This is a genomic window from Actinacidiphila polyblastidii (genome assembly GCF_036353415.1).
GTDB classification, from domain to species: Bacteria; Actinomycetota; Actinomycetes; order Streptomycetales; family Streptomycetaceae; genus Actinacidiphila; species Actinacidiphila polyblastidii.
Genome location: NZ_JAZEWV010000012.1, coordinates 154312 through 167541, shown reverse-complemented (window position 1 = coordinate 167541; position 13230 = coordinate 154312). Strand labels below are relative to the sequence as shown.

12 protein-coding genes and 1 tRNA gene are annotated in these 13230 nt (G+C 73.6%); 6 read left to right on the top strand and 7 right to left on the bottom strand.

The genetic code is table 11. The annotated features are described in order from the left end of the window. Nucleotides 1–143 precede the first annotated feature (143 nt). The 3 genes from V2S66_RS17410 (at nucleotide 144) to V2S66_RS17400 (ending at nucleotide 2195) form a co-directional block, all read left to right on the top strand. Nucleotides 144–215 (top strand) — tRNA-Val (locus tag V2S66_RS17410). 1008 nt (nucleotides 216–1223) lie between these two features. Continuing rightward, nucleotides 1224–1424, top strand: coding sequence for a hypothetical protein (locus tag V2S66_RS17405; protein ID WP_330796437.1), 201 nt, complete (start codon nucleotides 1224–1226; stop codon nucleotides 1422–1424). A gap of 21 nt (nucleotides 1425–1445) precedes the next feature. Then, nucleotides 1446–2195: a bestrophin-like domain gene (locus tag V2S66_RS17400; protein WP_330796436.1), complete on the top strand. Its 750-nt coding sequence runs from the start codon at nucleotides 1446–1448 to the stop codon at nucleotides 2193–2195. A gap of 90 nt (nucleotides 2196–2285) precedes the next feature. Here V2S66_RS17400 and V2S66_RS17395 read toward each other — a convergent pair whose 3' ends face one another. Both V2S66_RS17395 and V2S66_RS17390 read right to left on the bottom strand, forming a co-directional pair. Next, entirely contained in the window at nucleotides 2286–3707 is a 1422-nt protein-coding gene (locus V2S66_RS17395) for a family 2B encapsulin nanocompartment shell protein (RefSeq protein WP_330796434.1), read from the bottom strand. 221 nt (nucleotides 3708–3928) lie between these two features. Further along, nucleotides 3929–4663 carry a DedA family protein gene (locus V2S66_RS17390; protein WP_330796432.1) on the bottom strand — a complete coding sequence of 245 codons (735 nt, stop codon included), beginning with the start codon at nucleotides 4661–4663 and terminating at the stop codon, nucleotides 3929–3931. Between the two features lie 647 nt (nucleotides 4664–5310). Here V2S66_RS17390 and V2S66_RS17385 point away from each other — a divergent pair. Beyond that, nucleotides 5311–5892 carry a TMEM165/GDT1 family protein gene (locus V2S66_RS17385; RefSeq protein WP_330796430.1) on the top strand — a complete coding sequence of 194 codons (582 nt, stop codon included), beginning with the start codon at nucleotides 5311–5313 and terminating at the stop codon, nucleotides 5890–5892. Between the two features lie 13 nt (nucleotides 5893–5905). Here the strand turns inward: V2S66_RS17385 and V2S66_RS17380 are convergent, their stop codons facing one another. From V2S66_RS17380 to V2S66_RS17370, 3 genes are all read right to left on the bottom strand, one after another. Next, complete coding sequence (locus tag V2S66_RS17380) at nucleotides 5906–6559, bottom strand: HAD-IA family hydrolase (RefSeq protein WP_330796429.1); 654 nt, start codon at nucleotides 6557–6559, stop codon at nucleotides 5906–5908. Between the two features lie 251 nt (nucleotides 6560–6810). Continuing rightward, complete coding sequence (locus V2S66_RS17375; RefSeq protein WP_330796484.1) at nucleotides 6811–7317, bottom strand: hypothetical protein; 507 nt, start codon at nucleotides 7315–7317, stop codon at nucleotides 6811–6813. Nucleotides 7318–7425: 108 nt separating this feature from the next. Then, on the bottom strand, nucleotides 7426–8577 hold the full coding sequence (locus V2S66_RS17370) for a peptidoglycan-binding domain-containing protein (RefSeq protein ID WP_330796427.1): 1152 nt from the start codon (nucleotides 8575–8577) through the stop codon (nucleotides 7426–7428). Nucleotides 8578–8846: 269 nt separating this feature from the next. Between V2S66_RS17370 and V2S66_RS17365 the strand changes: the two genes are divergently transcribed. Together V2S66_RS17365 and V2S66_RS17360 are read left to right on the top strand one after the other, a co-directional pair. Then, entirely contained in the window at nucleotides 8847–10919 is a 2073-nt protein-coding gene (locus V2S66_RS17365) for an MFS transporter (protein ID WP_330796425.1), read from the top strand. 120 nt (nucleotides 10920–11039) lie between these two features. Beyond that, nucleotides 11040–11837 (top strand): hypothetical protein, encoded by a 798-nt coding sequence (locus tag V2S66_RS17360; protein WP_330796423.1) that lies wholly within the window; start codon nucleotides 11040–11042, stop codon nucleotides 11835–11837. A 141-nt stretch (nucleotides 11838–11978) separates the two neighbouring features. Here the strand turns inward: V2S66_RS17360 and V2S66_RS17355 are convergent, their stop codons facing one another. Then, the gene (locus V2S66_RS17355; RefSeq protein ID WP_330796421.1) at nucleotides 11979–12182 is read right to left on the bottom strand and encodes a DUF397 domain-containing protein; all 204 of its coding nucleotides are present in this window, start codon (nucleotides 12180–12182) and stop codon (nucleotides 11979–11981) included. A 12-nt stretch (nucleotides 12183–12194) separates the two neighbouring features. Further along, complete coding sequence (locus V2S66_RS17350) at nucleotides 12195–13049, bottom strand: helix-turn-helix domain-containing protein (RefSeq protein ID WP_330796419.1); 855 nt, start codon at nucleotides 13047–13049, stop codon at nucleotides 12195–12197. Nucleotides 13050–13230: the final 181 nt, after the last annotated feature.

The window sequence follows — 13230 nt, the reverse complement described above, 5'->3', positions numbered from 1 at the left end:
CACTCTCTCCCCGCGTTCCGCCGCCGACCCTGTCCCGACCCTGTCGCGGCCCTGTTCCAGCCCGTTGCTGTCCATCCTCCCACCCCGCGGACGGTTGCTGACCAGCCCCCGTGGCAAGGTACCCTGTGACGTCGCAACTCCCGGGGCGTGTAGCTCAGCGGTAGAGCGCCGCCCTTACAAGGCGGATGTCGGCGGTTCGAAACCGTCCACGCCCACCCCAGCCCCAAGCCCCGCCCGAGCCTTTCCGGCGGGGCTTCGCCGTACCCCGGGGCGCTCGGATCGGCGCCGCGTCCGCCGACGCATCATCGATCATACGAACGGTGGTTTGGCTGGGTATTGCTCCGTTCGAGGGAACGGGGTCGCTGCTCCGAATGGGGTGGGTCGGCGCTGCCGACGATGACCGGGTGAGCACTTCGTGGGGGAAGCGCGCCCCGACCTGGGCCGCGCTGATCGTCATCGTCCTCGCGACGGGTTCCTGGGGGCTCGACGCACCGGCTGCCGCCGCTGCCCGGGCCCGCTGCCCGTCGCACCAACCGTCTCCAGGCGGCGCCTGCGCCGCCGACCACGCCCGCGGCTCCGGGCCGCCGGGCCGCCGCGACACGTCGCCGAGCGGCGGCAGCTCGCCGGGGCCCGAGAGCACGCCGTCCGGCGGCGGCCATCCGCTGCCCGGCGCCGGTGGCGAGCCCTCCGGGCCGCCGAGCCCGCCCGGAGGTGTCGGCAGTACGCCGCCGAGCGCGGGCGGTGAGCCCTCAGGGCCGCCGAGCGCGCCGCCCGGTCACGCCGGGAGGCCGCCGCACGGCGGCCACGCTCCGGGCCACGGCAGCGCTCCGCCGTCCGGCGGGGACGCCCCGCCGGGGCACGGGCACAGGCCGCCAAGCCACGGCGACACGCCACCGGGGCACGGGCACGGGCACGCGCCGCCGGGCTGGCATCGGTGGTGTCGGGGGGAGTGGCCCTGGCATCGGCACCATCCGTGGCCGTGCACATGCCCGACGCCCACGCCCACGCCGACGCCCACGCCTACACCGACCCCGACACCCACACCGACCCCGACACCCACACCCACACCCACACCTACGCCGAGTCCGACGCACACGCCCACGCCCACGCCCACGCCGCCGCCGAAGGCGGCACCGGCTCCGCCGCCGCCCGTGCTGCGGCCGGTGCCCGTGCCGGCGCCGCCGGTCGTGCGGCCCACGCCCACGCCGGCTCCGCCGCCGGTGGTGCGGCCCAGTCCGACGCCGCCTCCGGCGACGGTCGCGCCCGTCGCGCTGCACTGGCCCGCGCACAAGCCGAAGGGCAGCGGGCCGCCCGCGCCGCACCGGCGCGCGCTCACCGTCACGATGCTGCTGACCACCGTGCCCGCGCTGCTCGCCGTCGCCGTGCTGCGGCCGGGCTCCAGCACGGCTCGCAGGAACCGCTAACAGGACAGGGGGAGTTCACAGATGTCGCAGTGGTTGGCTCTGCTGATCGCGATGGCCGCGGTCGGCGCTGTGGTGGTCAGCGTGGTGGTGCTCAGACACCGGAGGATCGCCGAGGACGACGATCCGTCGGAGACGCCGGACGTCATCGAGTACATGGTCATGATGATCGGGGTGGTCTACGCGATCGTGCTGGGGCTGGCGATCGCCGGAGTCTGGGAGGGCATGGGGTCCGCGCAGGCGGACACGGTGGCCGAGGCGCAGGCGCTGCACGAGGTGCAGGAGCGGGTGCAGGTCTACCCGGTGGACGTACGGGACAAGGTGCGCGCGGACGTGGACGCGTACGCGCGCTTCGTGGCGGACCACGAGTGGCCGTACATGCGCAAGCACGGCGAGCTGGCGCCGCAGGGGACCGTGCTCCTCGACCAAGTGCGCACCGATGTCACGCAGTTCACGCCGAAGACGGATCTCGCGGCGCAGGCGTACCAGCCGGTGGTCGACGCGGTCGCGGCCGCCGACCAGGCGCGGGTGGAGCGCGGGCAGAGCGCGGGCGCGACCATGCCGGGGGTGGTGTGGTTCGGGCTCGTCACGGGCGCGCTGGTGACCGTCGGGCTGATCTTCACCCTGCAGATCCGCAGGTCGCCCAAGGAGTTGCTGCTGGCCGGGCTGTTCAGCGCGCTGATCGCGTTCCTGCTGTTCCTGATCTGGGACCTGGACGCCCCCTTCGGCGGCGGACTGACCGTCTCCACCGACGTGTTCCGCCAGCTGCTCTAGCTGTGTCGCCCGGCGCGGCTCATGACGGCGGCCCCCCTGCCCGGCACGGCAGGGGGGCCGCTTCACCTCCGCGTCACGCGGAGGCGGAGGTCAGTGCCAGTTGGACACGTTCACGTTCTCCAGCACGCCCAGCGCGTCGGGCACCAGCACCGCGGCGGAGAAGTAGGTGCTCACCAGGTAGCTGATGACCGCCTTCTCGTCGACGCCCATGAAGCGGACGTTGAGCCCCGGCTCGTACTCGTCGGGCAGGCCGGTCTGGTTGAGGCCGATGACGCCCTGGTTGTCCTCGCCGGTACGGATGGCGATGATCGAGCTGGTCCTGGCGGGCGAGATCGGGATCTTGCCGCAGCTGAGGATCGGCACCCCGCGCCAGGCCGGCACCGTGGAGCCGTGCACCTCGACGGGGTCGGGGTAGATCCCGGCCCTGGTCCACTCGCGGGCGATCGCCGCGATGGTCTTGGGGTGGGCCAGCAGGTAGCGGGTGCCCCTGCGGCGGCTGATCAGCTCGTCCAGGTCGTCCGGCAGCGGCGGCCCGGCGTGCGGCTGGATGCGCTGCTCGTACTCCGCGTTGTTCAGCAGCCCGAACTCCGGGTTGTTGATCAGCTCGTGCTCCTGGCGCTCGCGCAGCGCCTCGACGGTGAGCTTGAGCTGCTGCTCGGTCTGGTTCATCGGCTCGTTGTAGAGGTCGGCGACCCGGCTGTGCACGCGCAGCACCGTCTGGGCCACGCTCAGTTCGTACTCGCGCGGCCTGACCTCGTAGTCCACGAAGGTGCCCGGCAGGGCGGCCTCGCCCCTGTGGCCTGAGGCGAGTTCGATGTTCGCCTCGCCGCGCTTGTTGGCCCGCTGGCGGGGCAGCGTCCGCACCGCCTCCAGGTGTTCGCGCAGCGGCTCGGAGACGCCGAGCAGCGATTCCAGCGCGGTGCGCGGGAGCGCCAGGACCGTCGCCGCGGTGGCGGCCTTCGCGGTGTACTCCCAGGTGTCGTCGCCGGAGAGCAGGGCCTGCTCGCCGAAGTGGTCGCCGTCGGCGAGCACCCCGAGCCGGGTGGGCTCGCCGTACGGGCCCTCGCCCAGTTTCTCGATCTTGCCGTGCGCGACCAGGTAGACGGTGTCGGCGGGGTCGCCGACCTCCGCGATGACCTCGCCCGCGTCGAACTCGCGCTGGACGAAGCGGTCCGCCAGCGCGGTCAGCGCGCCCGCGTCGTCGAAGGAGCGCAGCGCGGCGATCTCGCCGAGCTCCTGGGGGATGACCCGGACCTCGGACCCCGTCTTCACGAAGGTCACCCGTCCGTCCCCGACGGCGTAACTGAGCCGGCGGTTGACGCGGTAGGTGCCCGCGTTGACCTGCACCCAGGGCAGCACCTTGAGCAGCCACCGGGAGGAGATGCCCTGCATCTGCGGTGCGGACTTGGTGGTGGTCGCCAGATTCCTCGCGGCGGCCGTGTCGAGACTGGTGCGCGCCTGCCCGTCCTGCGCGGCGTTGGGTGCGGAGTCCTGACCCGCATCAACCGACATGGGCTGTCCTTCCGGTAAGAGGGTGATACGGCCCCGATTCTGTCGGTTACACAGAGTGCACGCTATTGCCGGAACGAGTGAGAATACTTTCCGAAATCCTGGTTAGTGCGCCGGGCGGGAGGCATGACCCGCACCTCAGCGCGCTGCGGCCCGAAGCGACGGTCAAGAAGAGTTGACGGCCGAGGAGTCGGTCGGCCGGGAGCCTTGACGGCCCTGAGCCCTCAGAGGGCCTCGACGACCGCGCCGCGGTCGGAGGGAGCCGTCTGGCCGGGGATGGCGGGCGCGGCGGGGACCGCCGGGACGGCCGGGATGACGGGGATGGTCAGCTCCACCGCCGCGGCCGCGTAGGTCGCCGCGAGCGCGAGCCGGCGCTCGCGCTGGAAGACGTACGCCGCGAAGGCGCCCGCCCCGACCAGCGCTCCGAAGGACATCGCGGTGCCGAACCAGCTGGCCCCGAGCCACTTGCCGCCGATCCAGCCCAGGCCCACGCTGTACGTCGCCCAGCAGACGCCGGCCAGCGCCGACCACGGCAGGAACTCCTGCGGCCGCCGCCGGGCGGCCCCCGCGCCGAGGCTCACCACGCTGCGCCCGGCGGGCGCGAAGCGGGCCAGCACCACGAGCGCGCCGCCGCCGCTGGTCAGCACCTGGCCGAGCCGTTCGTGCGCGGTCGACAGCCGCCGCGAGTTCGCCATCCTGCGGTCGAACCAGTCGCCGCTGCGGAACGCCAGCCGGTAGGCGATCAGGTCGCCGAGGCAGGACGCGCCCGCCGCGCAGGCCAGCAGGGCGAGGATGTCGACGACGTCGTCACCGGCCGCGCCCGCGGAGCCCGCGGTGGCCGCGCTGATCACCAGCACGCCGCTGGGCAGTACCGGCACGAAGACGTCGAGCAGGACCGACAGCGACACCAGCGCGTAGATCCACGGCCAGTCGAAGAGGGAGCCCAGTCCTTGCAGCACTTCGCCTCCTCGCTCTCCGCCGGTCGTCCGGGGGGTGGTTTCTGCGGTCCGTGCCGGTCCTGCGTGCGGCCCTGTGCGAGCGTTCCCGGTGCTCAGGGGGTGGGGCGGTGCGGCAGCGGATCTTCAACCGCCGTCAGCCGTACAGCGTACGCCAGTAGCGCCCGCCGGTTCCGTCGCGGGTGCGTGACGTAAGAGACAATCACGTCACTGTTACGACGGGAATACTTCGGGTGAAGCCGGTGCATGACAGTTTCCGCACGCCAGGGCGCGTGGCGTGGCGGCCGCCGGGGGGCCGGCGGCCGGCGCCGCGACCTTTTCGCGACCATCCTCACAGGTGCTTCACCGGCGCGGCACGCCCCGCTGCCCGGCCCGGCGCGACGACCACCTCCACGGGCCGCCCGGAACGGCGCCGCGAGGGTGCCGTAGACTGATCGGCAGCAGAAGGGGAGTAGCTCTTCGCCGGACCGTCGACATACTGCCGGGCCGTCCACGTGTGGACGTGCCGGGCCGGCGCCCGGAGGCGGTGCGGCGACGCACGCGCCAGCGAGACCTTCGGCCGCAGTGTTCCGACGCTGCCGTGCCGAGGCGACCCCTGTTCCTGCGGTTTCCCACGGCCCGGCGGCCCGACCGATCAAGGACCCGTCTCCGTGCTCAGCCTCTCCGTCGCCGCCGTGGTGTTCGGCGTCATATTCCTCGCAGAGCTGCCCGACAAGACCGCGCTCGCCGGCCTCGTCCTGGGCACCCGCTACCGCGCCTCGTACGTCTTCTGCGGCGTCGCCGCGGCCTTCGTCGTCCATGTGGCGCTCGCCATCGCCGCCGGCAGCCTGCTGACCCTGCTCCCGCACCGCCTGGTCCAGGCGGTGGTGGGCGTGCTCTTCCTCGGCGGCGCGGTGGTGCTGCTGCGCTCCCACGACGAGGAGGAGGAGAAGGTCCGCGACCCCGCCGACCAGAGCTTCTGGAAGGTCTTCGGCGCGGGCTTCATGCTCATCCTGGTCGCGGAGTTCGGCGACCTCACCCAGATCATGACCGCGAACCTCGCCGCCCGCTACGACGACCCGGTGTCCGTCGGGATCGGCGCGGTCCTCGGCCTGTGGGCCGTCGGGGCGCTGGGCGTCTTCGGCGGCCGCATGCTGATGAAGCGGGTGCCGCTGCGGCTCATCACCCGGGTCGCCGCCGCGGCGATGATCGTGCTGGCCGGGTTCAGCCTCTACGAGGCGATCGCCGGCTGAACCGTCGCGGGTGTCAGCCCGCGGTCACGACGAGGCCGCCCTCCGGGGCGGCCTCGACGCGTATCGCCGCCAGGCTGGCGACGTGCACGGTCGGTGCGTGCGCGGCGGCGCGCGGGCCGACGCCGACCACCCGCATCCCGGCGGCCTTCGCCGCCGCGATGCCGACCTCGGCGTCCTCGAAGACCACGCAGTCCTCGGGCGCGAACCCCAGCTCGGCGGCGCCCTTGAGGAAGCCCTCCGGGTCCGGCTTGCTCGCGCTCACCCGCTCGGCGGTGACCAGCACGGGCGGCAGCGGCAGCGCGGTGGCTGCCATCCTGGTCCTGGCCAGCTCCTCGCTCGCCGAGGTCACCAGGGCGTGCGGGTGCCGCGCCAGCGCGGCGAGGAAGGCGGGGGCGCCGTCGACCGGCACGACGCCGTCCGTGTCCGCGGTCTCCTCCGCGAGCATCGTGGCGTTCTCGGCGAAGTTCACCGCCATCGGGCGGTCGGGCAGCAGCGCGGCCATCGTGGCGTGGCCCTGCCGGCCGTGCACGACCCGCAGCACCTCGGCCGGTTCCAGGCCCTGGCGGACGGCCCACCGCCGCCAGCAGCGCTCGACGACCGCGTCGCTGTTCACGAGGGTGCCGTCCATGTCGAGCAGCAGGGCCTTGGCATGGAGGACGGTCGGCATCGTGGTGGGCTCCTCGCGGGGGTCACGGTCTACGCGGTGGCTCCGCCCGCCGGTCAGGGGAAGCGGGCGGAACCACTTTGTTTCTGTACGGTACAAAAGTTTTCCGGGTCGCGCCAGCCGGGGTCCCGGTGTTCACCCGTTGTTCTCCGTGCGGCTTCCCGCGCCCTGGGCCGGTGGGCCGGTGCCGGTGCCGGTCCCGGGTGTGCGGGGTCGGTGTCCGGCGGGGTGGTCGGGGGGACCGGCGGCCCCGCCTAGGACACGTACTGCAGGAGCCCCCACGTGAAGTGCGCGGTGACCCGCGCGCCACTCGCCGGGTCGGTCACGGCGAGCCGCGCGCGGCTCGGCGCGTCGGCGGGGAGCGCCGCCGCAGGCGGAAACGCGCGGGCCACCTCGTCCACCGTGCACGACCACGGCAGCAGCTCGTCGATCGTGCGGGGCGCGGCCACCGGCGCGCCCCCGGCCCGTACGAGCCACTCGTTCCAGACCGCGCCGCCCGTCGCCGCGGTGACGATCTCGAAGCGGAGGTCGGGCCAGAGCGGCAGCGGCCAGCGCAGCACGCGGCAGTCGAGGTCGCCGATGCGGCGCGCGGTGACGGACTCGGGTGCGCCGAGCGCCAGCCGGTAGCGGCGTTCACCGCCGGGGAAGGTGCGGGAGTGCACACGGGCCTGCCAGCGCTTGTGCGCCTCGCGCAGGTCCGTGTGGCCGGCGCCGAGGCGGCGCAGCGCGTCGTCGACCAGGTCGGGCTGGTGGTCGGCCATGCGGCGGAGCAGGACCAGCTGGAAGTGGGCGGGCCCGAAGGGCTCCTCGGGGCGGGCGCTGGGCCGGTGCGGTGACACCCGTCCAGTCAACCAAACCGCGGCAGCGGCTCAGTGCTGGTGTCCGCCCCAGCCGGAGGTCTGCCGCTCCAGGGCGGCGCGGGTGTGCGGCCCGTAGACGCCGTCGTGGCTGCCGTCGGCCGCGTCGCTCACCCAGTACCAGACCTGGAAGGTCGCCACCGCGCGCTGGACGTCCGCGTCGAAGACGCCGTCGATGGGGCCGTGGTAGACCCACACCTCGGCCAGTCGGGTCTGGAGGTCGGCGACGGAGGAACCGGTGTCGCCCAGTTGGAGTATCTGCGCCGTGGCGGGGGCGTTCCCGCCGGAGGGCGTCGTGGCGGCCGGGGGCGTCGGCGTCGGGCCCGGCGTGGTGGCGGTGGCGGTGGCGGTGGCCGCTGGCGTGGCGGTGGCGGTGGGCGCCGCGGCGGGCGACTGCGTGGTCCCGGGGGAGCGCGGCGCGCCGGTGGAGGGCGCCGGGGAGGCGGAGACGGCGGCCGGGACGGTCCTGGGGGTGGTGGCGGCGCGCTGGGTGACCGCCGCGGCGGTCGTGGCGGTGGCGGGCTCGGCGTCCGCGGGCAGCGTCACGTCGGGGGCGGCGGAGCCGGTGTCGGGCAGCGCGTAGCCGGTGCTGCCCTGCTCGTCGCTCATCACCTGGCCGGTCATCGCGACCGCGCCGGCGGCCAGTGCGGAGGCCGCGACGGCCGCCGCGGCCACCACGAAGCCGCGCCTGCGCCGCCGGTGCCTGCCGCGCAGCACCGCCTGCGCGTCCTCGCCGGCCTCGTCGCCGTACGGGTCCCGGTCGTCGTAGCCGGGGTGGCCGCCGTCGTGGTCCTGGGGGTACTCCCGGCCGGCGTAGCGCTCGGAGAACAGGCCGAGGTCGGCGGTGTCGGGTCCGTGGCCGACGACGGTGCCGACGAGCAGCGGCCGCACGGTGGTCTCCGCGGACCCGGCGCCCGGCTCGGAGACGTAGGGGCGGATGCGCAGCGGGTGGAAGCCCTCGGCCGCGGCCAGGTCGGCGGCGCGCTCGGCGGACCGCTCGGCCGCCCTGACCTCGCCGCCGTCCTCCGCGCTGCCGTACGGCTCGTAGGGGTGGTACGGCTCGAACGGGTCATGGCCCGGCGCCGCGGGCCCGGACGCCGGGGCGTCCCGCGGTACGGGCGGCATGCTCGGCCGCGCCTGCTCCTCCGGCTGCTCCGGCGTCACTGGATTCCCCTCCCGCCGTCGTCCCCGTCCCCCGCGCGCCCGCGGATGTCCTCCGCTTGGGCGTTCGCACGTTCATCAGATCGTGGTGATTATGCCGACACCTCTTGCCCGCGCACAGCCGGTCCCCCCACGGACCGTCGCTCATACCAGGCCATAACCGTACAAACGATGGGAATATGAAGGGTCGAATGTCGACATGGCCCGCCCGCACACCCTGGGAGCGGGCCGCGGGACGCACCCGGGACCGGCCGACACGGGAGGAGCCGCTCATGGCCCAGGACACCAGCACCGCCGCGGGGCCGGCCGCCGCGGGACCGGGCGGGCAGCACGACCGGCGGACGGTGCGCCTCGCCATCGGCGCGCTCGCGCTCGGGCTGCTGCTGGCCTCGCTCGACCAGACCATCGTCTCCACGGCGCTGCCGACCATCGTCAGCGACCTGGGCGGCATCGACCATCTGTCGTGGGTGGTCACCGCCTATCTGCTGGCCTCCACCGCGGCCACCCCGCTGTGGGGCAAGCTCGGCGACATGTACGGCAGGAAGCGGCTCTTCCAGACCGTCATCGTGATCTTCCTGATCGGCTCCGCGCTGTGCGGCATCGCCCAGAACATGGCCGAGCTGATCGCCTTCCGGGCGCTCCAGGGCCTAGGCGGCGGGGGGTTGATCGCGCTGTCCATGGCGATCGTCGGCGACATCGTGCCGCCCCGCGAACGCGGCCGCTACCAGGGCGTGTTCGGCGCGGTGTTCGGCGCGAGCAGCGTGCTCGGGCCGCTGCTCGGCGGGGTCTTCACCGAACAGCTCTCCTGGCGCTGGGTGTTCTACATCAACCTGCCGATCGGCGCCGTCGCGCTCGCCGTCATCGCCGCCGTGCTGCACATCCCTGCGCGCAGGACCGAGCACCGCATCGACTACCTCGGGATGGCGACCGTCGCAGCGGCCGCGACCTGCCTGGTGCTGGTCACCTCGCTCGGCGGCACGACCTGGGCGTGGTCCTCGCCGGGCATCGTCGGCCTCGCCGTCGCCGGGGTGCTGCTGGTCCTGGCGTTCGTGCTGATCGAGCGGCGGGTCCAGGAGCCGGTGCTGCCGCCGCGGCTGTTCCGCGGCCGCACCTTCGTGCTGTGCGCCGGGATGTCCTTCATCATCGGCTTCGCGATGTTCGGCGCGCTCACCTACCTCCCGACGTTCCTGCAGATCGTGCACGGCTACTCGCCGACGCTCTCCGGCGTCCACATGATCCCGATGGTCGTCGGCCTGCTGATCTCCTCGACCGCCTCCGGGCAGATCGTCAGCCGCACCGGGCACTACAAGGTGTTCCCGATCACCGGCACCGCCGTCACCATCGTGGGCCTGATCCTGCTGCACCAGCTCGACGAGCACACCGCGGTGTGGGTGATGAGCGTGTTCTTCCTGGTCTTCGGCCTCGGTCTCGGCCTGGTGATGCAGGTGCTGATCCTCGCGGTGCAGAACTCGGTCGGCTACGAGGACCTGGGCTCGGCCACCTCGGGCACCACCTTCTTCCGGTCCATCGGCGCGTCCTTCGGTGTGTCCATCTTCGGCACGGTCTTCGCCAACCAGCTTTCGGACAAGCTCGGTTCCGCGCTGCGCGGCCTCAAGCTGCCGCCCGGCGTCGACCCCGCAGAGCTGCGCTCCGACCCCACCGCGGTGGCCCGGCTGCCGGAGGCGGTCAAGGAGCCGGTGCGGCACGCCTTCTCGACCTCGATCACCACGGTCTTCCTGTGGGCTGTGCCGGTCGCGGCGGTCGGCTTCGTCCTGGCCTGGTTCCTCAAGGAGCAGCCGCTGCGCGGCTCGGTGACGGTGCCGGACGCCAACGAGACCTACGTCGCGAATCCGGTGGAGCGCTCCTCGCTCGACGAGATCGCCCGCTGCCTGTCGCTGCTGGGGAGCCGCGAGGCCCGGCGCGACCTCTACACCCGGATCACCGTGCTGTCCGGCGTGGACGTCCATCCGGCCACCAGCTGGCTGCTGTTGAAGCTCGCCCACGCCGGCCGGACCGATCCGGTGGAGCTGGGCGAGCGGAGCACCGTGCCGTCGGCGGTCATCGAGTCCGCCGCGGTCGAGGCGGAGTCCCTCGGCTACGCCCGCAGGGAGGGCAACCCGCTGGTGCTCACCGAGAGCGGGCAGGCGCTCGCCGGCCGGCTGACCGAGGCCAGACGCAGCGTCCTGGCCGGACTGCTCGGCGACTGGGACCCTCGACAGCACTCCGAACTGGCCGCGCTGGTCAACAAGTTGAGCGACGAGTTGTGCGGCGGCGACACCGACCGCCCGCAGCGCCGCGCCGCCGAGCGGACCGGCTCCACCCGCGCCGGCCATACCGCGACCTGACCGCCGGCCGCACCGCGTTCCGACCGCCGGGCCGGCCCGACCCGCGGGACGCGGGCGGAGTTTGGCGTGCGCGGCGGCGGCAAGGCGAGGTGCAGGAAGTGGAGAGACGGGAGGCACGTCATGTCCACAGGTGCGGTCCTGGCCCTCGCCGCCGTGCTCGTGATCGCGGCGGTCATCGCTGCGTTCACGCTGATCCACGACAGCGGAGGCGGCCGGCTCAGACGAAGGTTCGGCCCCGAGTACGAGCGCACGCTGGCCCGCCACGACGGCGACGACAGGGCGACGCGCGAGGAGCTGACCGAACGCGTCAGGAAGTACGGCGCCCTCGAACGGCGCCCGCTGGACCCTGGGAGCCGGGAGCGGTACGAGCTGCGGTGGCAGGCGGTCCAGGGGCGGTTCGTCGACGAGCCGGCGGCCGCGGTCGGCGAGGCCGACCGGCTGATCGGCGGCCTCGCCGCCGAGCGCGGCTTCCCCGCCGCCGGCTCGGACGAGCACTTCGACGCGCTCTCGGTGCACCACCCGCACCCGGTCCAGGGCTACCGCCAGGCCCACGCGCTGGCCGACCACGCCGGCGCCGGCGGCCGCCGGGCCACCGAGGACCTGCGCAGGGCGCTGGTCGCCGCCCGCGGCCTGTTCGACGAGCTGCTGGGCTCCGCCGCCGGGACCGCCGGGATCGCCGCGACCTCCGAGCCCGCCGGGGCCTCCGATGCCGCAGCGCGGACCCGCCCCGAGCCGTCCCGCGGGACGGACGCCGACGCCGGGAGCGACGCCGGCGCCGACGGCTCCGCGGACCGCGACGACGCGGACCCCCACGGCTTCACGGACCCCGAGGCCGCGCAGGACGGCGACGCCCGGCCCCGGCGTACCCCACTCGCCGCCCGCTTCGCCCCGCTCGCCGCCGCCCGCAAGCCCCGCTGACGGGCGGCCGGCGGCGCAGGCGTCGCCGGGGCGAAGCTCGGTGCGCGGATCGGCGCAAGGGTCAGCGCGAGCACCGGCGCGCGGATCGGCGCAAGGAGAGCCGGCGGCCCGAAGGCCGCCCTGGTCGTGGTCCCGCCCCCCTCAGGGGCGGGACGCCCGTGTTCCGCCCGTCCCGACCTTGATGACCTGGAGGAAACGCGCGAGATCCTGGCGTGTCGTCGTCAGGACCACCGCCGGGTTGTCGCTTTCCCGGAGCAGGACCGCGCCCCGGTGTGCGGTCAGCTCGACGCACTCGCCCTGCTCCTGCGAGTACGTGGACTTCTGCCAAATCAGGGGCGCGGTCATGGCCGGTGCCTTTCAGAGGTCTCTGGAGATGCTGTGGATGAATTCACGGGACCGGGCGCGGTCCAGAGCCACCTCCGCGAGGGTGTCGTACAGGACGCGGTAGTTGGCCAGGTGCGGCGCCGCGTGCAGGAAGCTGATCCCGTGGGCCGAGTCGATCTGCACGGTGTCGAGGGGGCGCACGGGTCCGCTCGCGTAGAGCATCGCGTGGCCGGAGCCGATGTGCCCGTCCGCGGCGAACGGGATGACGCGCACGCTTATGTGCGGCAGGTGGCTCAGCTCCTGGATGTGCTCCAGTTGCGCCTGCGCCACCTTGCCGCCACCGAACCGCATGCGCAGCGCGGCCTCGTGGACCAGCGCCTCGTACGGCGGTGCGGCGTCCCGGTAGAGGACGCCTGAGCGTTCCAGCCGCTGTGCCACCCGCGCCTCGAGCTCGTTCTCGGGGAGCGGGGGGATGGCGTAGCCGAAGACGGTGCGGGTGTAGTCCTCGGTCTGGAACACGCCGGGGATGTGGGTGATCTGAATGGTCCTCAAGTGCGCCGCGTGGTGTTCGAGTTCGGCGACGTCCAGGAGCGCGGCCGGCACCACGCCCCGGTAGGTCTCCCACCAGCCCTTGCGACCCTGGCCGTTGGCCATCGCCACGAGCGCGTCGATGAGCGCCGTGTCCCCGCACTCGTAGAACGCGGCGAGCCTGCGTAACCGCTCCTCGCTGACGCCGAGCCTGCCGGCCTCGATGTGGCTCACCTTGGCCGGGTCGGTGCCGAGCAGCCGCGCGGTGTCGCGGGCGGTGATGCCCGCCGCCTCCCGCATTTTCCGCAGCTCCGCACCGAGGCGCTCCTGGCGGGCGGTTGCGGTGCTTCTGAGCGGCATGGTGTCCCTTCTTGATGGTGGTTCCGAGTCTGCCGTTCCGCTCTCGCGGGGTCCAGATCGTTTCTGGAAATTCCGGAGACAATGTTGCAGAGGGGCACTATTGCCCCATAACGCCTTCTCTGGCAGAGCGTACGCCGACAGTCAACTCCCGTGTGCGCAGAGGTGGTTGCGCAGGCCCACT